Below are 21,034 nucleotides of genomic sequence, written 5' to 3'. Positions count from 1 at the left end.
CGCGCGACCGGGAAACGGCGGTGGGTTGTCGTCGCCGCACCCCGCTTCACGGTTCAACCCAATGTTCGGCTTCAGTCGGCGTCGCTCGGAATATGGCTGTCCACGCCGATCAGAATGATGCGGTTGACAGTGTCGACGACCCCAGGGACGCCGAGCGCAATCTGGTTGATCAACTGACGGTCATGTTCGGTCTCAACCTCGCCTTCGAGCGTGGCGACGCCGGCATGCACCGTCACCGTCAGCTGATTGTCTTGCCAGCGACGGGTGTTGGTGATGCGTTCGTAGACGGCTTCCTCGACGCCGTCATCTTCGACCGCTTCCTCCGCAGCTTCCGGAAACAGGCTGGGTCCACCCTCACTCTCGATCGCGGGCTCGTCCGAAATTTCCAAACTTGTCGTGTCGTCGTCAGAGTCGACGCCGTAGGCTTCATTCTTCTTTGCTGCGACTTCCTCGTCGGCATAGGGCCAGCCGTCGGAAATGTCGCGTTCGTCGTAGTCTCGGTAATCTTCTTCCCGCGTCTTGGGTTGAGGCATTCCGGTCACGGTTGCCATGTCACTCTCCTTGATCATCTCTTATTCCTGTCTCTGCCCTTCGACGGGCTGTGACGGATCGGCCTCCGGCGGGGGAGGCGGCGAGGGCTCGAAACCGTGGTCGCGAATGCGTCTCGCCTCCCGGCGAAGACGATAGACTTCGAGATCCACGACATTGTTGGCCGGTCCCTTTGGCGTCTGGCTCGGCTTATCGACCATCTGCTGCTCCTTCATGAGTGCCTGCGGCTAGAACGCCGCGTGCCGGGAGGGGTTCCCGCGACGCAAGCAGTGGAACCGGGTCGTCCGCATTGCGTTCCTTTCGCCGCCGATCTTTCTTCCCGATGTGAGGGCAAAAAATTCCATTTTCGGCGGGAACCTTCTTCTTCTCGCCGCATTATTCGTCTCGCGGGATTATGCCGGACAGAGGGATTTGGATGCGAGCTCCGCGACAAGTATTTGAATATGATAATGAATTTCTTGGGTTTGGGGCTGGCGGGATGTTTTATGCTTGCAAATGCGGTCTGCCCGTAGAGCGCGGTTTGCGCCTTGCCGCGCGGTGCTCGCGATGACGCACAAGGCGAGCGATTTCACATTCCTGTCAGGCGGCGGCATGGCCGCAGAGCTTCTCGCCGGTTTCGATTGGGAGAACACCTCACTCGGGCCGGTATCTTCCTGGCCGCAAAGCCTCAAAACCGCGTGCAGCATTCTCCTGCAATCGCCGGTGCCGATCGTCATGCTCTGGCATGAGGACGGCTACATGATCTACAACGACGCCTATTCCGTCTTTGCCGGCGGTCGGCATCCGCAATTGTTCGGCTCGAAAGTGCGCGAGGGCTGGCCCGAAGTCGCCGATTTCAACGACAATGTCATGAAGGTCGGCCTGGCGGGGAAAACTCTGGCCTATCGCGATCAGGAGTTGACGCTTCATCGCCATGGCCGCCCCGAGCAAGTGTTCATGGATCTCGATTACTCGCCTGTGCTCGACGAAGACGGCAAGCCTGCCGGCGTAATCGCGATCGTCGTGGAGACGACCGAGAGGGTGATGGCGCAGCGGCGCATCCGTGGCGAAAGCGAGAGATTGCGGCGCATGTTCGAACGCGCCCCCGGCTTCATGGCCACCACATCTGGTCCTGACCATAGGTATGAAACCGCCAATCCCGCCTATCTGGCCCTGATCGGCCGCGACGATCTGATTGGCCGGTCCGTCAAGGACGTGCTGCCCGAAGTCGTTCCGCAGGGATATGTCGAGGTTCTCGACGACGTCTTCAGGACCGGTCGTCGCTTCGTGGGCGAAAACGCGCGGGTGCTGTTTCATCCGCCCGATCAGGACGAAGCGGAAGAACGCTTCGTCGATTTCGTGCTTGAGCCGCTCCGGGATGATCTCGGCGCCACCACCGGCATCTTCATGCAGGGCAACGACGTGACGCACCGCAAGCGCGCCGAGGACGAACTGCGCGAGAGCGAGCAGCGTTTCCGGCTGATCGCCGACAGCGCCCCGGTGATGCTGTGGATGGGCGACCAGGACGGCCGGTGCGTCTATCTCAACGCGGCCCAAAGACGATTCTGGGGGATCACGGAAAAGGACGTCGCGCATTTCGATTGGGGGTCGACCGTTCATCCCGATGACCTCGAGGCGATGTATCCCGAATACGCCGCAGGCATGGCCGAACATCGCAGCTTCACGGTCGAGGCACGCTACCGCAACGCCTCCGGCTCCTGGCGGCTGCTGCAAACCAACGCCCGGCCGCGCTTCGACACCGCCGGCGACTTCCTCGGCATGATCGGGGTCAATGTCGACGTCACCGATCTGCGCAACGAGGAACGGCGCCGCCTTGCTCTGATCGAGCTCAACGACCGGTTCCGCAAATTTGACGATCCCGCCGACATTGCTTACGCCGCCGGTGAAATCCTCGGCAAGACGCTGAAGGTGAGCCGCGCCGGCTATGGCACCATCGACCCGATCTCCGAGACCATCCTGATCGAGCGCGCCTGGACCGCCGACGGCGTTCCGGCGGTGTCGGGCGTCGTCCATTTTCGCGATTACGGCGATTTCATTGAGGATCTCAAGCGCGGCGAGGCGGTGATCTTCTCCGACGCGGCGGTTGATCCGCGTACGCAGAACCATGTCGACGCGCTTGCGGCGATCGGCGTCCGCTCCATGGTCAATCTGCCGATCAACGAGCAGGGCGGGGTGGTTGCGCTTCTCTATGTCAATGACCGCAATGTGAGGGAATGGACGCCCGACGAGATCAGTCTGATCCGCGACATCGCCGAGCGCACGCGCACGGCCGTGGAGCGCCGGCGCGCAGAAATGGCGCTGGGAGAATTCGCGGAGTCGCTCGAGCGCCAGGTGGAGCAACGCACCGCCGAACTCGACCGGGTCTGGCGCAATTCGCAGGATATCCTGCTGATCACCGACGAGGGCGGCGTCGTGCGCGCGGTCAACCCCGCCTGGACCGCGATTCTCGGCCATAACGGACGGTTGGTGAACGGCCATCTCATGCAGAGTTTCGTGACGGCGGAGCACCGCGCCGCCTTCATCGCGACCTTCGCCGACGTCAAGACCGGTCCCTACACCAAGCTGGTCGAGGCGCGCATGCGCCATATCGACGGTTCGCCGCGCTGGATCGCCTGGCGGCTGTCCTTCGAGGACAATCTTGTCTTCGCCTATGGCCGCGACGTGACGGCGGAGAAGGAGCAGGCGCAAGCGCTGAAGCAGGCCGAAGAGCAGTTGCGCCAGGCGCAGAAAATGGAGGCGATCGGTCAGCTCACCGGCGGCATCGCCCATGACTTCAACAATCTCCTGCAGGTCATCTCAGGCAATCTGCAGATGCTCGGCCAGGATCTGGAAGCCGATGAGAAATCCTCGCGGCGCGTCCAGAACGCGCTTGCTGGCGTCCATCGCGGAGCCAAGCTCGCCAATCAGCTCCTGGCCTTCGGCCGTCGGCAGCCGCTGGAGCCGAAGGTCGTCAATATCAGCCGCTTCCTGCAGGGCATCGGCGAAATGCTGAGACGCACGCTCGGCGAGACGGTGGAGGTGGAGACGGTCACGAGCGGCGGGCTGTGGAACACATTCGTGGATCCCACCCAGATCGAAAACGCGGTGCTCAATCTGGCCATCAACGCCCGCGACGCGATGGACGGGCAGGGCAAGCTTACGATCGAAGTGGGCAACGCCTATATCGACGAAGTCTATTGCCGCCATCATCCCGAAGTCGAGCCCGGCCAATATGTGATGCTCGCCGTCACCGACACCGGCGTCGGCATGCCGCCGGAAGTGCTGGAGCGGGTGTTCGAGCCGTTTTTCTCCACCAAGCCGCTGGGTAAGGGAACGGGGCTCGGGCTCTCGATGGTCTATGGCTTCGTCAAGCAGTCGGGCGGCCATGTTAAGATCTATTCCGAGGTCGGCCATGGCACGACGATACGGATCTATCTCCCGCGGTCCATGCAGGCCGAGGATCTGCTGACCGACCTGGAGCACGGGCCGCCGCGCGGCGGCACCGAGACCATTCTCGTCGCCGAGGATGACGACGAGGTGCGCGCAACCGTGGTCGATATTCTCGGCCATCTCGGCTATCGCGTGCTCAAGGCGCGGGATGCGGCGAGCGCGCTTTCGGTGATCGAAAGCGGCGCGCCGATCGATCTTCTGTTCACCGACGTCGTCATGCCGGGGCCGCTCAAGAGCACCGAACTCGCCCGCAAGGCCAAAGAGCGCTTGCCCGATCTCGCGGTGCTGTTCACTTCGGGATACACCGAGAATTCCATCGTTCACGGCGGACGTCTCGATCCCGGCGTCGAACTGCTGTCCAAGCCATACAGCCGCGAAGCTCTGGCGCGGCGGATACGCCATCTCCTCGGCAATCGGGCGCAGAAGATCGACTCGCGCCGGCGCCTGGAAAAGATCGCCCCCGTTCCGCTCGACAATGAGGCCACGGCCGCGCCACTCGCGCCATCGCCCCAAATCCAGTCCGACGCACCTGCAAGGCTCGCATCACTTCGCATCCTTGCCGTCGAGGATGAACCGTTTATCCGGCTGGATCTCGTCGACATGTTGACGGATGACGGACATGAGGTGGTCGAAGCCGCCTCCGGCGAAGATGCGTTGAAACATGTCGAAGCGGGCCGCTTCGATGTGCTTCTGACGGATCTCGGTCTTCCCGGCATGAGCGGCGCGGATCTGGCCCGCCGCGTTCGCGAAATCGATCCCGGCATCGGCGTGGTCTTTGCGACCGGCAACAATGCCGCTCCTCCGCTCGACGCCGGACGTCCGCCCGTGCTGCTGCGCAAGCCCTATGATCCCAAGGATCTCGCTCGCGCCGTCGATGAAGCCGCAGCGGTGTAAAGCCGTTCGCAAACCGTCGCTCGGATCAGTCCAGCACGTCCTGGCAAAGGATCGCGGTGAGGTGCGCAACGTTGCGCGCCTTGTAGCGTTCCTTCAACTGGCTGATGCGGTGCTCCACCGTGCGGTGCGACACGTCCATCTCCCGCGCAATCTCTTTGGCCGTCAGGCCCTCGCGCAACATCTGGCTGATGATGGATTCCTCCACGCTCAGATTATCCACCTGCGGCGCCGGCTGGCGAATGGAGCGGATGTTCTCGAGGCACACGGTCCAGGCCGGTGCGCTTGTGCTTTTTTTCGGCAGAATGATGCGGTCTAGCGATACGCGAAAACCACGCAGTATCGCGGTCTGGTTCTCAATGATCGGTTGTTTATTTTTTCCACTTTTTTCAAGTGACGGCAATAAGTGTTCTCGCAAAAAGACATGGTCTTCGAATGCCCTTAGCGGCCCCAGCTGAGGGAAGTCCGCCTCTCTCAGAATGGACGAAAAAGGCCCCGCGCCCCAGATCATGCCAATATGCCAGTCCAAGGGTTCCGTCGCTTCCATGGTTAGCACAAACAAACGCATTTTCAGGGTCATATGGGCGTCTATGCCAAATAGGAGGCTGTCCGGCCCTTCGTCTTCGGAAGAATGAATTTCCACCCACCGGTCCATCAGTCGCCGGCTGATGTCTCGAAAAAATGCGTCCCTGATCATTGCCGCCTGCCTGGAATTGGCATTTATCAAATAAGGAAATTCTACTTCTAAAAATGGGTGCAGAAATTTTCCTAGTATGAGGTAAGTTCCTTATAGGAGTTCAATCTCCGGTTAAAGCTCGATATGCGCATGATGCGCTGATAAATGACGCAAAACCGCAACTTTCGCGCCAATTTGGAGCTGGCTGAACCGGCGGCGAATACTTGATGCGAAATAATTCCATTTGTTTGCGTCATGCTCTAAAGGTCGGTGCGACAGAGACGGGATTCGAATTGATGAGCGACAACAACCCCACCACGCCGCAGCAGCTTCCAACCTCGGCGGATCTCGCCGAACAGGCGTTGTTCTTCCACCGCTATCCGCGCCCGGGAAAGCTGGAGATTCAGGCGATCAAGCCGCTCGGCAACCAGCGCGACCTCGCGCTCGCCTATTCTCCCGGCGTGGCTGCGCCCTGCCTCGCCATCAAGGACAATCCGGCGGCTGCCGCCGATTACACTTCGCGCGCCAATCTGGTGGCGGTGATCTCCAACGGAACGGCCGTGCTGGGCCTCGGCAATATCGGCCCGCTCGCCTCCAAGCCTGTGATGGAAGGCAAGGCCGTTCTGTTCAAGAAATTCGCCGGCATCGACGTGTTCGACATCGAGATCGAGGCGCCTCAGATCGACGAGATGGTGCAGGTGATCTCCTCGCTCGAGCCGACCTTCGGCGGCATCAATCTCGAGGACATCAAGGCCCCGGAATGTTTCGAGGTCGAGCGCCAGCTGCGCGCCAAGATGAACATTCCCGTGTTCCATGACGACCAGCACGGCACCGCCATCATCGTCGCCGCCGCCATTCTCAACGGGCTCGAACTCGCCGGCAAGGATATATCCAAGGTCAAGATCGTCGCTTCCGGCGCTGGCGCCGCCGCGCTCGCCTGCCTCAACCTGCTGGTCGAACTCGGCGCCAAGCGCGAAAATATCTGGGTCCACGATCTCGAAGGCCTGGTCTACAAGGGCCGCGAAGTGCTGATGGACCCTTGGAAGTCTGTCTATGAGCAGGACAGCGACAAGCGCGTGCTGGCCGACTCCATCGGCGGCGCCGACGTGTTCCTCGGCCTCTCCGCCGCCGGCGTCTTGAAGCCGGAACTTCTCAGCCAGATGGCTGAGAAGCCGCTGATCATGGCGCTGGCCAATCCCAATCCGGAGATCATGCCGGAAGAGGCGCGCGCCGTGCGTCCTGACGCGATGATCTGCACGGGTCGGTCGGATTTCCCCAACCAGGTCAACAACGTCCTCTGCTTCCCCTATATTTTCCGCGGCGCGCTGGATTGCGGCGCGCGCACCATCAACGAGGCCATGAAGATGGCCGCAGTGAAGGCAATCGCCGGGCTGGCCCGCGAGGAGCCCTCGGATGTCGCGGCCCGCGCCTATTCAGGCGAAACGCCGATCTTCGGGCCCGACTATCTCATTCCGTCGCCCTTCGACCAGCGCCTCATCCTGCGCATCGCGCCTGCGGTCGCCAAGGCCGCGGAGGAAACCGGCGTCGCCGCCCGGCCGATTCAGGATTATGAGGCCTATCTCGACCAGCTGAACCGCTTCGTCTTCCGTTCCGGTTTCGTCATGAAGCCTGTTTTCGCCGCCGCCAAGGCAGCACCCCAGAAGCGGGTGATCTTCGCCGAAGGCGAAGACGAGCGCGTGCTGCGCGCCGCCCAGGTGATGAAGGAAGAAAACATCGCCCGCTCGGTGCTGGTCGGTCGTCCGCAGGTCATCGAAACCCGTCTCAAGCGCTATGGTCTGCGCATTCAGCCCGGGGAAGACTTCGACATCGTCAATCCGGAAAACGATCCGCGCTTCCGCGACTATGCCGATCTCTACTTTTCGCTGGTCGGCCGCCAGGGCGTCAACCCGGAAGCCGCGCGCACCACGGTCCGCACCAACAACACGGTCATCGGCGCGCTCGCCGTCAAGCGCGGCGACGCCGATGCGCTGATCTGCGGTCTCGAAGGCCAGTTCGACAAGCATCTGCGTGATGTCGAGCAGATCATCGGCCGCAAGAAGGGCGCCTGCGCCTTCTCCGGCCTCAGCCTGCTGATCACCGCCCAGAGCGGCGCGCTGTTCTTCGCCGACACGTTCGTGACGCATAATCCGACCGCAGCCGAAGTCGCCGAGATGACGATTCTGGCGGCCGAGGAAATGCGGCGCTTCAACATCGCGCCGAAGGCGGCGCTGCTCGCGCATTCCAATTTCGGCTCGCGCGATTCCGAAAGCGCCAGCAAAATGCGCCAGGCGCTGGCTCTGGTGCGAGAGCGCGCGCCCGAGCTTGAAGTCGACGGCGAAATGCAGGGCGGCTCGGCGCTCAACGAGGCGCTGCGCAAGCGCGCCATGCCGAATTCGACCCTGACGGGCGAAGCCAATCTCCTGGTCTTCCCCAATCTCGACGCCGCCAATATCTCGCTCGGCATCGTCCGCACCATGATGGACGCGCTGCATGTCGGTCCGATCCTCTTGGGCGCGGCGTTGCCGGCGCATATCCTGTCGAGCTCGGTGACCTCGCGCGGTGTGGTCAATATGGCTGCGCTGGCGGTGGTCGAGGCGACCAACAAGGCTTGATGGACTGTGGGGGCGCCGCATCGGCGGCGTCCTCTTATATCAGTGCGCAAGGATCATTGCGCCAATTCGGAACCCTTCATCCAAACTCCTCATTGACCCTCGCTCTGTCCGGCGCGACACTCTTGCGTAAAGCATGAGAGGAGAGCGTCATGGAGGCAGTTGATCGCTGGCGGCATATGCGGAGCGCGCCGAGGGATGGCAGCCGCATTCTGGTGACCATTCGCGCCAGTGAGCAGGGGCCGGGGGCTGTCGATCTGGCCTACTGGTCGCGCGGCGATCAGTATGGCGGGGAAGCCTGGCGGTCATCGGATTCAGCGCCGGGGCGCATTATCGAATATGCCGAGCCTGAGTTGAAATGCTGGATGCCGCTGCCGTCGGCGGAGCTCGGCAGTCTCGCCTTTCCCGCGCCCTGGAAGGGCAAGGATGACGAAGAACTGGACGGGTCAGGCATCTGATCAGCCCGGCGTCACGATCGGAGCCGGAGTTTCCGGCTCCTGCGCAGGCGAGGGTTACTCGCCGGTCTGCAGCTCAAATCCCTCATCGATCCAGCCCGTCAGGCCGCCGGCCATGATCTTCACCGGCAAGCCGAGACGCGCGAGCCGGAGCGCGCCGCGGGCCGCGCCATTGCAATGAGGGCCGGCGCAATAGGTGACGAAGATTGTCCCGTCCGGCCATTCCGCCATCCTGTTGCGGGTGATCTTGCCATGCGGCAGGTTGATTGCGCCGGGCACATGGCTCTTGGCGAAAAGGGTAGGGGAGCGGACGTCGAGCAGCACGAAATCGGCTCCGCGCGCCAGCGAGTCGTTCACGTCCCAACAATCCGTCTCGAAGGTGAACTCCTGGGAAAAATGGGCGATGGCGGCCTCGGGGGAGGCGGGCGGGATCTCGGTCACGGCGGTGGTCATGGGCGTCTCCTTTTTCGTTGACCGGAACATGCCCGTTTCCCCATGAGGCTTGCAATTGGCGTGATTGACAATATACGTAAAGATCATGCCAAACACCTCGGGTCCTCTCGTCGTCGCTCTTCTTTATGATGGTCTCTGCACCTTCGAATTCGGCATCGTGGCCGAAATCTTCGGGCTGTCACGGCCCGAGATGGGCGAGGGCTGGTATCGTTACGCCAGTTGCGCCATCGAGCCGGGGCAGCTCAGGGCTCATGGCGGCTTTGTCATCCAGACCGAGGACAACGGCCATCTGATAGACGAGGCCGATCTCATCGTCGCGCCCGGTTGGAAAGGGGCGGGAGTCCCCGTGCCGCAGGATCTGGTCGAGCGGCTGAGGGCGGCGCATGCGCGCGGCGCCAGGCTCGCCTCGATATGTTCGGGCGCCTTCGTGCTGGCCGCCACCGGGCTTCTCGATGGCGGTGTGGCGGCGACGCATTGGCGCTATGCCGAGGCGCTGGGCAAGGCCTATCCTGATGTCGAGGTCGACGCCGCCTCGCTCTATCGCGAGCATGGCCGCCTGTTCACCTCCGCCGGCAGCGCCGCCGGCATCGATCTGATGATCGAGATCGTCAGGCGCGATTTCGGACCGGATGCGGCCAATTCCGTGGCGCGGCGGCTGGTGATGCCGGCCCATCGCAGTGGCGGGCAGGCGCAATTTCTCGAACGGCCGGTGGCGCGCCGCGAGGGCGCCGAGATCGCGCCGCTGCTCGATGCGATCAGGGCCGATCCGGCCTCCGCCTGGACGATTTCCCGCATGGCCGGGTTTTGCCGGATGAGCGAGCGAACCTTTCTCCGCCGGTTCCGCGATGCGACCGGCTTGGCGCCCGGCGACTGGATCGCGGCGGAACGGGTGGAGCAGGCCAAGGAGCGACTGATCCGCGGGTGCGAAAGCGTCGACGAGATCGCCATCGCCCTCGGCTTCGGCGGCGGCCATGCGCTGCGTCATCACTTCCGCCGTCGCCTGGGCGTCAGTCCGGCGGACTATCGGGCCCGCTTTTCCGTCACCGCCTGATCGCGCGGAAAATTGCGTCCGATCGTGTCGGAACGCCGAACCATCGGGGGATGCGGCGCGTTGTCAGAGGCCGCGCCCCATGCTCTTGATGCCGCCGGGCGGCAACCCATATGTTCCTCCGGGACGTCCTCTCGCCCATGGGGCTGAATGTTCGACATCTTTAGAGATTACTGGCCGCATATCCTGTTCGTCATCTCCATTGCCGCCGGCGCGGTGGCGGCGGCGCATGCGGCCATGACCAAGGAGGACGCCCGCGCCGCCATCGGCTGGGTCGGCGTGATCGTGTTGTCGCCGCTTCTCGGCGCGGGGCTCTATCTCGTCGCCGGCGTCAACCGCATCCGCCACAAGGCGCTTGCGACGCGGAAATCGGGCCATCGGCGTTTCGACAAGCAGATCCATGAGCACGCGCTGTCGCCCAACCGCATCATCGCCGAATTCGGCCAGCCGTACGGCGCGCTGAACAGGTTGGGCGACGCCTTCACCCGCTTCTACATGACCTCGGGCAACACCATCGCCATGCTCGAAAACGGCGACCGCGCCTATCGCGAGATCGCCGAGGCGGTCGACGGCGCCCGGCATTCGGTGCTGCTCGAAAGCTACATTTTCGACAATGACGAGATCGGCCGCCGCATTGCCGACAGGCTCCTGGCCGCCAAGGCGCGCGGGGTCGAGGTGCGGGCGCTGATCGACGCGGTCGGGGCGCGTTATTCCTTCCCCAGCATCGTCAACTACTTTCGCCAGCGCGGGCTGAATGCGCGGAGCTTCAACGGCAATGTCATCATGGGGCTGAGAATGCCCTACGCCAATCTTCGCACCCACCGGAAGATCATCGTCATCGACGACAATCTCGCCTTCACCGGCGGCATGAATATTCGAGAAAGCTTCACCACCGAGTTCGCCGGCGACAAAAGCGCCCATGACACGCATTTCCGCGTGACGGGACCAGTCGTCCGCGATCTCTTTGCGGTGGCGTCGGAGGATTGGCATTTCGCCACCGGCGAAAAGCTGCCGCCGATCGCCCGCAAGGAGCAGGTGGACGTCGATCCGACCTATATGCGCGTCGTGTCCTCGGGCCCCGACGGCTCGATCGAGACCAATCGCAATGTCATCATCGGCGCGCTGTCTGTGGCGCAGAAGCATGTGCGGCTGATGTCGCCCTATTTTCTGCCCGACCGCGAACTGGTCAGCGCCTTCGCGACGGCCGCCCGCCGCGGCGTCCGGATCGACATTCTCGTGCCGCAGCAAAATAATCTCCGCCTCGTCGATCTCGCGATGATGGCGCAGTTCGATCAGGTGGTGAAACATGGCTGTCATGTCTGGCGCGTCGGCGGCATGTTCAATCATTCCAAGCTTATGACCATCGACGGCGTCTGGTCCTATGTCGGCACCTCGAATATGGATCCGCGTTCGCTGCGATTGAATTTCGAGGTCGATCTCGAAGTGTTGGATAGCCACTTCGCCGAAGAGATCGAAAACCGCGTCGACGCTGCGCTCGACGAAGCGCAGGAACTGACCCTGTCGGATATTCGCGACCGGCCGTTGCCGTATCGGCTGGCGGAGAAAATCGTCTGGCTTGCGTCACCTTATCTTTAGGACAGCCTGCGACAGTAAGGCCCGAAACCCCAACCTCCCGGGATGCGTTCTCTCGTAAAGACCATTCGGAATAGTGCCGCCATGATCCTCACCGCCTGGAAAAATCGCAAGAGCCGCCCCATCATTGCGCCGGCGCTGCCGCGTGTCGGCGAAGAACAGCTGATCGTCGCCTCCTACAACACGCATAAGGGCGTCGGCGGCGACCGCAGGCGCGATCCCAACCGCATCGTCGACGTCATCGCTGAGATCGGTCCCGACATCATTGCGCTGCAGGAGGTCGACACCCGCTTTGGGGAGCGCAAGGGATTGCTCAATCTCGCCCGGCTGGAGCAGGAATGCGGGCTGACGCCGGTGCCGCTCAACCGCGCCACGGCGGCGCATGGCTGGCACGGCAATATCGTGCTGGTGAAGAAGCGCATGATCAGCGCCGTGCATGAGTTTCACCTGCCGGGGCTCGAGCCGCGCGGGGCGCTGATGACCGATATCGATCTTGAGGGCGGGCGCAGCCTCCGCATCATTGCCGCCCATCTGGGCTTGCTCGGCCGCTCCCGGTTAATTCAGGCGCGGCGGCTGATCGCGATCATGGCCGAACACGCGTCGCGACCGACGGTACTGATGGGCGATTTCAACGAATGGCGGCTGGGATCGAAATCGGCGCTCAACGCCTTCCGCGACGCCTTCGGCCATCTGCCGCAGCCCGCGCCGAGCTTTCCGGCCAGGCTGCCCTTCCTGGCGCTAGACCGGATCATCGCCGACCGCCCGGGGCTGGTCAGCGATGTGGTGGTGCATGACAGTCCGCTGGCGCGGGTGGCGTCGGATCATCTGCCGATCAAGGCGGCGCTGACGTTGCCGTCGCCAGTTTCGGTGTAACGAGGGTCAGGCGACGGCAGGTTTGCGTCCCGCCAGCCAGACGCCGAACACCACCACCACGGTGCCGACGATCATATAGGGACCGAGCGGCTCGCCGAGGAAGATAAAGCTCTCGATCGCCACCGCCGGCGGCATCAGATAGACCAGCGAGGCGGCGCGCGACACCTGCCCGCGCCGGATCATGTAGAGCAGCAGCCCGACGCCGCCCATCGACAGCACGATCACCGACCAGGCGATCACCAGCCAGAGCTCGAGACTGCCGTCGAAACGGGTTTCTTCACCGAACAGCGCCAAGGGTCCGACGATCATCACCGCGCCGAGATATTGCCAGACGGCGGTGGTGCGCATGTCGCCGCCTGTCACGAAGCGCTTCTGATAGAGCGTGCCGAAGACAACGCCGAGCATCGCGGTCATATTGATGGCGATGGGAACGGCCCGCGCCGCCAGCATGCCGGGCTCGACATTTTCGAAGCTCGGCACGAGCGCGATGAGGATGCCGGCGAAGCCAAGCACGAGGCCGGCGAGTTGGATGGGGCTCAGCCGCTCCTTGATCAGCCAGGGCGCGAGCGCCGCCGTCATCAACGGCTGCAGCGCCGCTATGACGCCGGACACCGAGGCCGGCACCCCATGGAAGATCGCCCACCAGACGCCGCCGAGATAGCAGCCATGCATCAGCGCGCCGGAAATCAGCCCATGGAAGATGGCGCGCGGGCTTTTCGGCCAGGCTGCCCCCATGGCGAGGCTGAGCGTGGCGAAGGCCAGCGCGGCAAGCCCGAAACGCACGGTGAGAAACAATTCCGCCGTCGAATGCCAGCTGCCATAGACGGGCGCGATCCAGCCGGACGACCAGAGCAGAACGAAGAGGGCGGGCGCGATGCGCTCGAGGGACACGGGCTGGCTCCGGGGGAACAGACATAAAGCGCCGCGGGTAATCGATCAGCGCGGACGGAGCAAGCGAAAACGCCAGCAGTGTCCCTTTTCGGTGAGGTCGCGCAGGGGGGCGTGGCGCGTTCGGCGGTGACCTGCCGAAACGTCCGATCTCATCTTGGTCTCAACAAAAACGGCCGCCCGAGGCGGCCGTGAGGAGGTGTGCTGTCGATGTTCAGATCCCGACGAAGGGCTGTATCATCCGGGCGATCCAGCCATGCGGGATCATCTGTCCCTCGATGGCGGCGAGACAGATGCATTCGCCATCCATCTCGACGCGCGGCTGATGATCGCCGTCGTCGTCCTCTTCTTCGAGATCGCCCCGGCCATAACGACCGTTTTCATCGCTGAAGGCGCCCTTGAGGACGAGGGTGAGTTCGGTGCCGGTATGGCCGTGCTTGGGCAGCGCCTTGCCGGCGCCGATGCGCAGAAGCACGACATTGTAGGAGGGATCCTCGGGCACTTCGACCTTGGCGAAGCGCATGCCCGGCGCGACCCATTTCCATTTGCCGATCTTTCGCTCGCTCAGGGGAGCCGGAATGTCGACGCCCATGTCGAGCCCGCGATGATCATGCCTTACCGAGATAGGTTCGGCCGACGACGGGCCAGCGAGTTTTCCCAGCATGCGCTCGAAGAGATCGGGCGACACGTCGGTCATCGGCTGTTCGTCGAGAAGCGCGCCGCCGAGCTTTTCGAACTGGGCGAGCCGCTTGTTGCTGTCGCGCGACATAGCCAGGTGGCTCTGCAGCACCAGCGCGGGCGCTGGGCTGAGTTTGCCCGCTGCGTAGCTCAGCAACAGATCATCACTGGCGTGATGCGTAATCGTCATCGTGCGTCTTCCATCATCATCTGGCGCAGGCGCTGCAAGGCAAGCCGCACCCTTGATTTAACCGTGCCCAGGGGAATGCCGAGAATCTGCGCGATCTCGGCCTGGGGATTCTCTGAATAAAACGACATGCGGATCACCGTCGCCTGTTCCTCCGGCAGCCGGGCGATCGCCGCGCGCACGGCCGTCTCGTCCTGCCAACCGATCAGCCGCTCTTCGGCGGAGGGATCGGTGTCGGGTTCGTTGACGTCCGGCTCTGCCGGCGTCGAGACGATGCGCGACGTGCGTCTGCGCCGATCGATGCCGCAGTTGCGGGCGATCGTGAAGATCCAGGTCGACACGCCGGCTTTCGACGAATCGAAGCTTTCCGCCCGACGCCAAAGATTGAGCATCGTCTCCTGGATCAGATCTTCGCTTTCCGAGTCCGTGAAACCCTGCCGCATGAGGAAGGATTTCAGTCGCGGCGCGTAAAACCGGAACAGCGCGGCGAAAGCCTGCATGTCCCTGTTCTCCGCAACCCGCCGCATCAGTGCGGCGAGTTCCTGGGGCGGCGACATGGCGTCTCGATCCCCGGCGGCTACCATATAGGAGGCCTTGGATGCGCGTTGGTCGGCCCGGTTGGCCGGGATGGTCCTGATCTCATTCATGCCTCTCTTACGCCGGAGCCGTAAGCGCGGATCACGGTCGCTATATCAAGGTTAATTAATTCATCTTCGGCTGGCAGGCAAACGATGCCGGCTGATTGTTCACCGGAAGCGTCGCCGTGGTGCGCCGCCTCGGGCGAAGCTGATTGAATCGATTTGCTTCCCATTTGCGCATATGCCTAATTCTCGCTCCGGTTTCATGCCTGCGGAATAAGCATGGTCGAGAATGTGGCGAGAAAGGACGCAAAAATACGCAGATAGGACTGCGCATGCTTCTTGCATTGCTTCCGACATTGGTTTCAAATGCCTGAAGAATAAACGGGGAATTAAGATTTGGCGTTCGACGAAATGATCGACGCGGAGGGCAATCCGCGAGAGCCTTACCGCAAATATTTTGAATGGTTCAACGAGCAGGACCCGGCCTATCTGGCGGCGAAGGCGAGGGACGCTGAGAACATCTTCCGGAGGACAGGCATCACCTTCGCGGTCTATGGCCACGAAGACGCCACAGAAAAGCTGATCCCCTTCGATCTCATCCCGCGCATCATTTCCGGCAAGGAATGGCGCAAGCTGGCCCAGGGCATCGAACAGCGCGTGCTGGCGCTCAACGCCTTTCTCGAAGACATCTATCACAAGCAGGAAATCATCAAGGCGGGCCGCATTCCCCGCGAGTTGATCGAGAAGAATTCGGCTTTCCTGCCGCAGATGATCGGTATGAAGCCGCCGGGCGGCGTCTACACCCATATCATCGGCACCGACATCGTCCGCACCGGCGAAGACCAGTTCTATGTGCTGGAAGACAATGCGCGCACGCCGTCTGGCGTGTCCTATATGCTGGAAGACCGGGAAACCATGATGCAGATGTTCCCGGATCTGTTCCACAAGGTCCGGGTGCGTCCCGTTGAGGACTATCCGACGCAGCTCCGCCAGAGCCTCGATGCGCTCGCGCCTCCCGGCTGCAAGGGCAAGCCGCGGGTGGTGGTGCTGACGCCTGGCATCTTCAACTCCGCCTATTACGAACACGCCTTCCTCGCCGACCAGATGGGCGCCGAACTCGTGGAAGGCTCCGACCTGCGCGTCATCGACGGCAAGGTCTGCATGCGCACCACGCAGGGCTATGAATCGGTGGACGTGATCTATCGCCGCGTCGATGACGACTTCCTCGATCCCCTGACCTTCCGGCCGGATTCGGCTCTTGGGGTCGCCGGCATCATGGATGTCTATCGCGCCGGCAACGTCACCATCGCCAACGCCCCCGGTACCGGCATTTCCGACGACAAGGCCATCTATTCCTATATGCCCGAAATCGTCGAATTCTACACCGGCCGCAAGGCGATGCTGGAAAACGTGCCGACCTGGCGCTGTTCGGAGGCAGACAGCTTCAAATATGTGATGGAGCACCTGCCCGAACTCGTGGTCAAGGAAGTGCATGGTTCGGGCGGCTACGGCATGCTGGTCGGCCCCACCGCGACCCGCAAGGAAATCGCGCTGTTCGCCGAGAAGCTGAAAACCAAGCCGGGCAATTACATCGCCCAGCCGACGCTGTCGCTGTCGACCGTTCCAATCATGGTCAAGAAGGGCATCGCGCCCCGACATGTCGACCTCCGGCCTTATGTGCTGGTGTCCGACAAGGTGCATATCATCCCCGGCGGGTTGACCCGCGTCGCGCTCAAGAAAGGCTCGCTGGTGGTCAATTCCAGTCAGGGCGGCGGCACGAAAGACACCTGGGTGCTGGAGGACTGATCGATGATGCTCGGAAGAACCGCTAACGGCCTGTTCTGGATGTCCCGCTATCTGGAACGCGCCGAAAACACCGCCCGCCTCATCGACGCCGGTTTCCGCATGTCGCTGACGCGCTCCACTGAAAGCGAAGACGATTGGGACGGCGTGTTGCAGAGCGCCGGCGTGCGCGAACTCTACGCCGCGAAATATGAGAAACTGGCCGGCGCGGATGCGATGGACTTTCTCATGCGCGACAAGACCAATCCGTCCTCGGTGATCAACTGCCTGGAATTCGGCCGCAACAACGCCCGCATGGTGCGCACCGCGCTCACCCGCGAAGCCTGGGAAAGCATCAACGAAACCTGGCTCGAACTGAAGACCGTGCTCGCCAAGAAGGTGACGCACGCCACGCTGCCCGACGTCATCGACGCCATCAAGCGCCGGGTCGCGCATATGCGCGGCGCTTTCTCCGGCACGCAGCTTCGGGACGAGCTCTATAACTTCGCCATGCTCGGCTCCTTCATCGAGCGGGCCGACAACACGGCGCGCATCCTCGATGTGAAATACTACGTGCTGCTGCCGTCGCTTCTGCATGTCGGCGGTTCGATGGACAATTTCCATTGGCAGTCGATCCTGAGATCGGTGTCGGCCTTCCGTTCCTATTCCTGGGTCTATGACGCGGAATACAAGCCGGCCAACATCGCCCATTTCCTGATCCTCAATCGCCGCATGCCGCGCTCTCTCGCCTTCTGCTATGAGCAGATCGCGTCCAATCTCGCTCATCTCGCCCGTGATTACGGCAGCCAGATTTCGGCGCATGAGACGGCGGCGCGCACGCGCAACATGCTGCTGACGACCTCGATAGACGAGATCATGGACAAGGGGCTGCACGAGTTTCTCGAGGGCTTCATCCTGTCCAACGACACGCTCGCCAGCGAGATCAGCGACGGTTATCGGTTCTACAAGTGAGTTGAGACATGCGCCTGAAAATCAGCCACATGACGGAATACAACTATGACGAACCGGTGGAATTCGCGCTGCAAAGATTGAGGCTGACGCCCCGGGATTGGCCGGGGCAGAGGGTCCTGTCCTGGCAGACGCTGGTGACCGGGGCGGGGCATCAGGCCTTTTACGACGATCATTTCGGCAATCGCGTCGAACTGGTCAGCGTGATTGAAGGTCAGACGTCCATCCGCATCATGGCGCAGGGCGAAGTCGAGACAGAGGAGCGCAACGGCGTGTTCGGCCCGCATGTCGGGCATGCGCCGCTGTGGCTGTTCCGTCGCGAAACGCCGCTCGCCAAGCCGGGGAAACTCATCCGCGATCTCGGCAAGGGCATCGAAGGCGAGGGCGATCTCGCCCGCATGCATGCGCTGATGGCGGCCATCCATGAGGCGGTCGACTACAAGAAGGGTGTGACCAGTTCAGAAACCACCGCCGAGCAGGCGCTGGAATTGAAAGCCGGCGTCTGCCAGGACCACGCCCATATCTTCATCGCTGCGGCGCGGCTCCTCGGTCTGCCGGCCCGCTATGTCTCCGGCTATATGCTCGATGGTTCCGACATGGCCGCCGCCAGCCATGCCTGGGCGGAAGCGCATATCGATGGGCTCGGCTGGGTCGGCTTCGACGCCGCCAACAAGATCTGCCCCGACGAACGCTATGTCCGCATCGCAACCGGTCTCGATTACACCGACACCGCGCCGGTCTCCGGCATGCGGCTGGGCGCGTCGCCGGAGATGATCATCGTCAATGTCACGGTCGAACAGTAAAGCGACCCGTCAAAAAACCGGCTTATAGCTTCCGCCCGGCTCTCTGCCGGGCGGTTTCGTTTGCAGGTGGGGAGTGGCGCAGCCTTGCGACGGTCCGTCGGGATGGGGACTTTCACCTATCTGCTCTTTCGTGATCGGGATCGCTATAGAGTGCGGGTCTTCTGTCGCAGCCGCGCGACACCGCTTCGCTATCATCGTTGCGTGATATCTGGACGAATATAACGAATTCCTCGATCCTCCCTCCCACGGGTCCATGCCGGACCTCGCCGCATCAGGGAGGAAACCATGCTGCATCAGAAAATCACCACCACGCCGTTCAAGACGCGTTACGGCAACTTCATCGGCGGTCAGTGGGTAGAGCCGGTCGACGGCCGCTATTTCGACGACACGACGCCCGTAACCGGCGGCAAGCTCTGCGAAATCGCCCGTTCGAACGAGAAGGACGTAGAGCTGGCGCTGGACGCCGCCCATGCCGCCAAGGACAAATGGGGCCGCACGCCGGTCGCCCAGCGCGCGTTGATCCTCAACCGCATCGCCGACCGCATGGAGAGCAATCTCGAACTGCTCGCCCAGGCCGAGACCTGGGACAACGGCAAGCCGCTGCGCGAAACCATGGCGGCCGACATTCCGCTGGCCATCGATCATTTCCGCTATTTCGCCGCTTGCGTCCGCTCGCAGGAAGGCTCGATCGGCGAAGTCGATCACGACACGATCGCTTATCACTTCCATGAGCCGCTCGGCGTGGTCGGCCAGATCATTCCCTGGAACTTCCCGATCCTGATGGCTGCCTGGAAAGTCGCGCCGGCGCTCGCCGCCGGCAATTGCGTGGTGCTGAAGCCGGCCGAACAGACGCCTGCCTCCATTCTCGTGCTCGCCGATCTCATCGCCGACATCCTGCCGCCGGGCGTGCTCAACATCGTCAACGGTTTCGGCCTTGAAGCCGGCAAGCCGCTCGCCTCCAGCCCGCGCATCGCCAAGATCGCCTTTACCGGCGAGACCTCGACCGGCCGGCTGATCATGCAATACGCCAGCCAGAACCTCATCCCGGTGACGCTGGAGCTCGGCGGCAAATCGCCGAACATCTTCTTCGCCGACGTGATGGCCGAAGACGACGATTACTTCGACAAGGCGCTCGAAGGTTTTGCGATGTTCGCGCTCAATCAGGGCGAGGTGTGCACCTGCCCGTCCCGCGCGCTCGTGCATGAAAAGATCTATGATCGTTTCATGGAAAAGGCCGTCGCCCGCGTCGAGAAGATCAAGCAGGGCAATCCGCTGGATCTCGAAACGATGATCGGCGCGCAGGCGTCGTCCGAACAACTGCACAAGATCCTCTCCTATATCGAGATCGGCACGCAGGAGGGCGCGAAAGTCTTGACCGGCGGCGAACGCAACCTGCTCGACGGCGACCTCGAACACGGCTTCTACGTCAAGCCGACCGTGTTCGAAGGCCACAACAAGATGCGGATCTTCCAGGAAGAAATCTTCGGCCCCGTCGTCTCCGTGACCACCTTCAAGGACGACGAGGAAGCGCTCGAAATCGCCAATGACACGCTTTACGGCCTCGGCGCGGGCGTCTGGAGCCGCGACGCCAATCGCTGCTACCAGTTCGGCCGCAACATCCAGGCCGGGCGCGTCTGGGTCAACAATTACCACGCCTATCCGGCGCATGCGGCCTTCGGCGGCTACAAGCAATCGGGCATCGGCCGCGAAACCCACAAGATGATGCTCGACCACTATCAGCAGACCAAGAACATGCTGGTCAGCTATTCTCCCAAGGCGCTCGGTTTCTTCTGATCCTCCGAACGTATGGCTGACCACGGGCTCCCGGCGAAACGCCGGGAGTTCTGTTTATGGCCTTGCCTCAGCGGTCGAGCCAGTTCTCGACAACCAGGCCGCCGATGCGCGAAAATTCACGAACATTGTCCGTCACCAGCACGAGATCGGACGTCAGCGCTTGCGCCCCGATCAGCAGATCATTCAAGCCGATGCTCAGTCCAGCAGCTTCCAGTTCGGCGCGGATCACTCCATACCGTGTGTCCGACGGACACTCCAAAGGCAGAACAGGGATTGTGCGCAGAATGGCTTCAACGGTCGCCGTCAGTCGGGCCGAGCCCTTCTTGGCGGCGCCATAGCGCAATTCTGCGGCCACGACGATGCTCGTGAAAATCGCCTGATGTCCGACACGCTCGACATGTTGTGCGGCGCTGCCCGCAGGGTTGCGCATGATGTCGCTGATGATGTTCGTGTCGAGGAGATAGCCGTTCAAAAGATGTCCTCGGACTTCGACGGCATGTCCTCGATATCAGGAAACTCATCACCGGGCCCCAGCGGCGCGTTTTTCTTCCAGACGTTCAACAGTTCAACGATGTTGGTCGGGCCCGTCACGGGTTCGATGATCAGTCTCTGGCCTTCCTTGCGGATCAGAACCCGGTCTCCCGGAAGTTCAAATTCGACAGGAATCCTGACCGCCTGACTGCGATTGTTGCGAAACAGCTTGGCTTCCTTGGTCTTCGACGACGAAGAGGGGAGGGACATCGGCAGCTCCTTGCATATGCCGTATTGTATATCCC

19 protein-coding genes are annotated in these 21,034 nt (G+C 62.3%); 10 read left to right on the top strand and 9 right to left on the bottom strand.

Annotation, left to right across the window (positions count from 1 at the left end):
- Positions 1 to 71 precede the first annotated feature (71 nt).
- Together E8Q41_RS10010 and E8Q41_RS25520 are read right to left on the bottom strand one after the other, a co-directional pair.
- A complete protein-coding gene (locus E8Q41_RS10010; protein ID WP_137155390.1) occupies positions 72 to 551 on the bottom strand; it encodes a BON domain-containing protein in 480 nt (159 codons plus the stop codon).
- A gap of 21 nt (positions 552 to 572) precedes the next feature.
- Positions 573 to 749 (bottom strand): hypothetical protein, encoded by a 177-nt coding sequence (locus tag E8Q41_RS25520; RefSeq protein WP_170976434.1) that lies wholly within the window; start codon positions 747 to 749, stop codon positions 573 to 575.
- 346 nt (positions 750 to 1,095) lie between these two features.
- Between E8Q41_RS25520 and E8Q41_RS25735 the strand changes: the two genes are divergently transcribed.
- Positions 1,096 to 4,872 carry a PAS domain S-box protein gene (locus E8Q41_RS25735; protein WP_205910384.1) on the top strand — a complete coding sequence of 1,259 codons (3,777 nt, stop codon included), beginning with the start codon at positions 1,096 to 1,098 and terminating at the stop codon, positions 4,870 to 4,872.
- A 25-nt stretch (positions 4,873 to 4,897) separates the two neighbouring features.
- Here E8Q41_RS25735 and E8Q41_RS09990 read toward each other — a convergent pair whose 3' ends face one another.
- The gene (locus E8Q41_RS09990) at positions 4,898 to 5,566 is read right to left on the bottom strand and encodes a helix-turn-helix transcriptional regulator (RefSeq protein ID WP_137155389.1); all 669 of its coding nucleotides are present in this window, start codon (positions 5,564 to 5,566) and stop codon (positions 4,898 to 4,900) included.
- Between the two features lie 275 nt (positions 5,567 to 5,841).
- Between E8Q41_RS09990 and E8Q41_RS09985 the strand changes: the two genes are divergently transcribed.
- Positions 5,842 to 8,157: an NADP-dependent malic enzyme gene (locus E8Q41_RS09985; protein ID WP_137155388.1), complete on the top strand. Its 2,316-nt coding sequence runs from the start codon at positions 5,842 to 5,844 to the stop codon at positions 8,155 to 8,157.
- Between the two features lie 149 nt (positions 8,158 to 8,306).
- Positions 8,307 to 8,612, top strand: a complete 306-nt coding sequence (locus E8Q41_RS09980; RefSeq protein ID WP_137155387.1) for a hypothetical protein — start codon at positions 8,307 to 8,309, stop codon at positions 8,610 to 8,612.
- 54 nt (positions 8,613 to 8,666) lie between these two features.
- Here E8Q41_RS09980 and E8Q41_RS09975 read toward each other — a convergent pair whose 3' ends face one another.
- Entirely contained in the window at positions 8,667 to 9,062 is a 396-nt protein-coding gene (locus E8Q41_RS09975; RefSeq protein WP_137155386.1) for a rhodanese-like domain-containing protein, read from the bottom strand.
- Positions 9,063 to 9,147: 85 nt separating this feature from the next.
- Here E8Q41_RS09975 and ftrA point away from each other — a divergent pair, with 85 nt between their 5' ends.
- From ftrA to E8Q41_RS09960, 3 genes are all read left to right on the top strand, one after another.
- On the top strand, positions 9,148 to 10,113 hold the full coding sequence (gene ftrA / locus E8Q41_RS09970) for a transcriptional regulator FtrA (RefSeq protein ID WP_137155385.1): 966 nt from the start codon (positions 9,148 to 9,150) through the stop codon (positions 10,111 to 10,113).
- A gap of 147 nt (positions 10,114 to 10,260) precedes the next feature.
- Positions 10,261 to 11,706, top strand: coding sequence for a phospholipase D-like domain-containing protein (locus E8Q41_RS09965; protein ID WP_137155384.1), 1,446 nt, complete (start codon positions 10,261 to 10,263; stop codon positions 11,704 to 11,706).
- 81 nt (positions 11,707 to 11,787) lie between these two features.
- On the top strand, positions 11,788 to 12,576 hold the full coding sequence (locus E8Q41_RS09960; RefSeq protein WP_246660150.1) for an endonuclease/exonuclease/phosphatase family protein: 789 nt from the start codon (positions 11,788 to 11,790) through the stop codon (positions 12,574 to 12,576).
- A gap of 6 nt (positions 12,577 to 12,582) precedes the next feature.
- On the opposite strand, the gene E8Q41_RS09955 is transcribed toward E8Q41_RS09960, so the two are convergent.
- The 3 genes from E8Q41_RS09955 to E8Q41_RS09945 all read right to left on the bottom strand — a co-directional run bounded on the left by E8Q41_RS09955 (position 12,583) and on the right by E8Q41_RS09945 (position 14,976).
- Positions 12,583 to 13,467 carry a DMT family transporter gene (locus E8Q41_RS09955; protein WP_137155382.1) on the bottom strand — a complete coding sequence of 295 codons (885 nt, stop codon included), beginning with the start codon at positions 13,465 to 13,467 and terminating at the stop codon, positions 12,583 to 12,585.
- 211 nt (positions 13,468 to 13,678) lie between these two features.
- Positions 13,679 to 14,332, bottom strand: coding sequence for a ChrR family anti-sigma-E factor (locus tag E8Q41_RS09950; protein WP_137155381.1), 654 nt, complete (start codon positions 14,330 to 14,332; stop codon positions 13,679 to 13,681).
- Positions 14,329 to 14,976, bottom strand: a complete 648-nt coding sequence (locus E8Q41_RS09945; protein ID WP_246660149.1) for a sigma-70 family RNA polymerase sigma factor — start codon at positions 14,974 to 14,976, stop codon at positions 14,329 to 14,331. Before E8Q41_RS09945 ends, E8Q41_RS09950 begins: the two co-directional genes overlap by 4 nt.
- Before the next feature lie 330 nt (positions 14,977 to 15,306).
- Between E8Q41_RS09945 and E8Q41_RS09940 the strand changes: the two genes are divergently transcribed.
- From E8Q41_RS09940 to adh, 4 genes are all read left to right on the top strand, one after another.
- The gene (locus E8Q41_RS09940; protein WP_137155380.1) at positions 15,307 to 16,716 is read left to right on the top strand and encodes a circularly permuted type 2 ATP-grasp protein; all 1,410 of its coding nucleotides are present in this window, start codon (positions 15,307 to 15,309) and stop codon (positions 16,714 to 16,716) included.
- A gap of 6 nt (positions 16,717 to 16,722) precedes the next feature.
- Positions 16,723 to 17,664 (top strand): alpha-E domain-containing protein, encoded by a 942-nt coding sequence (locus tag E8Q41_RS09935; protein WP_137155402.1) that lies wholly within the window; start codon positions 16,723 to 16,725, stop codon positions 17,662 to 17,664.
- An 8-nt stretch (positions 17,665 to 17,672) separates the two neighbouring features.
- A complete protein-coding gene (locus E8Q41_RS09930; RefSeq protein ID WP_137155379.1) occupies positions 17,673 to 18,464 on the top strand; it encodes a transglutaminase family protein in 792 nt (263 codons plus the stop codon).
- A 285-nt stretch (positions 18,465 to 18,749) separates the two neighbouring features.
- The gene (gene adh / locus E8Q41_RS09925; RefSeq protein ID WP_137155378.1) at positions 18,750 to 20,258 is read left to right on the top strand and encodes an aldehyde dehydrogenase; all 1,509 of its coding nucleotides are present in this window, start codon (positions 18,750 to 18,752) and stop codon (positions 20,256 to 20,258) included.
- Positions 20,259 to 20,325: 67 nt separating this feature from the next.
- Here the strand turns inward: adh and E8Q41_RS09920 are convergent, their stop codons facing one another.
- Together E8Q41_RS09920 and E8Q41_RS09915 are read right to left on the bottom strand one after the other, a co-directional pair.
- Positions 20,326 to 20,730 carry a type II toxin-antitoxin system VapC family toxin gene (locus tag E8Q41_RS09920; protein ID WP_137155377.1) on the bottom strand — a complete coding sequence of 135 codons (405 nt, stop codon included), beginning with the start codon at positions 20,728 to 20,730 and terminating at the stop codon, positions 20,326 to 20,328.
- Positions 20,727 to 20,999 (bottom strand): antitoxin, encoded by a 273-nt coding sequence (locus tag E8Q41_RS09915; RefSeq protein WP_137155376.1) that lies wholly within the window; start codon positions 20,997 to 20,999, stop codon positions 20,727 to 20,729. Before E8Q41_RS09915 ends, E8Q41_RS09920 begins: the two co-directional genes overlap by 4 nt.
- Between the last annotated feature and the right edge of the window lie 35 nt (positions 21,000 to 21,034).

Source organism: Rhizobium sp. FKL33, assembly GCF_005222915.1.
Lineage (GTDB): Bacteria > Pseudomonadota > Alphaproteobacteria > Rhizobiales > Rhizobiaceae > Rhizobium_E.
This window is presented reverse-complemented; position numbering and strand designations above follow the sequence as displayed.

Coding starts and splice junctions, on each gene's coding strand:
- E8Q41_RS09985 (WP_137155388.1), top strand. CDS start 5,842: ATGAGCGACAACAACCCCACCACGCCGCAGCAGCTTCCAACCTCGGCG.
- E8Q41_RS09945 (WP_246660149.1), bottom strand. CDS start 14,976: ATGAATGAGATCAGGACCATCCCGGCCAACCGGGCCGACCAACGCGCA.
- E8Q41_RS09930 (WP_137155379.1), top strand. CDS start 17,673: ATGCGCCTGAAAATCAGCCACATGACGGAATACAACTATGACGAACCG.
- ftrA (WP_137155385.1), top strand. CDS start 9,148: ATGCCAAACACCTCGGGTCCTCTCGTCGTCGCTCTTCTTTATGATGGT.
- E8Q41_RS09935 (WP_137155402.1), top strand. CDS start 16,723: ATGCTCGGAAGAACCGCTAACGGCCTGTTCTGGATGTCCCGCTATCTG.
- E8Q41_RS09960 (WP_246660150.1), top strand. CDS start 11,788: ATGATCCTCACCGCCTGGAAAAATCGCAAGAGCCGCCCCATCATTGCG.
- E8Q41_RS09975 (WP_137155386.1), bottom strand. CDS start 9,062: ATGACCACCGCCGTGACCGAGATCCCGCCCGCCTCCCCCGAGGCCGCC.
- adh (WP_137155378.1), top strand. CDS start 18,750: ATGCTGCATCAGAAAATCACCACCACGCCGTTCAAGACGCGTTACGGC.
- E8Q41_RS25520 (WP_170976434.1), bottom strand. CDS start 749: ATGGTCGATAAGCCGAGCCAGACGCCAAAGGGACCGGCCAACAATGTC.
- E8Q41_RS25735 (WP_205910384.1), top strand. CDS start 1,096: ATGACGCACAAGGCGAGCGATTTCACATTCCTGTCAGGCGGCGGCATG.
- E8Q41_RS09915 (WP_137155376.1), bottom strand. CDS start 20,999: ATGTCCCTCCCCTCTTCGTCGTCGAAGACCAAGGAAGCCAAGCTGTTT.
- E8Q41_RS10010 (WP_137155390.1), bottom strand. CDS start 551: ATGGCAACCGTGACCGGAATGCCTCAACCCAAGACGCGGGAAGAAGAT.
- E8Q41_RS09990 (WP_137155389.1), bottom strand. CDS start 5,566: ATGATCAGGGACGCATTTTTTCGAGACATCAGCCGGCGACTGATGGAC.
- E8Q41_RS09980 (WP_137155387.1), top strand. CDS start 8,307: ATGGAGGCAGTTGATCGCTGGCGGCATATGCGGAGCGCGCCGAGGGAT.
- E8Q41_RS09965 (WP_137155384.1), top strand. CDS start 10,261: ATGTTCGACATCTTTAGAGATTACTGGCCGCATATCCTGTTCGTCATC.
- E8Q41_RS09950 (WP_137155381.1), bottom strand. CDS start 14,332: ATGACGATTACGCATCACGCCAGTGATGATCTGTTGCTGAGCTACGCA.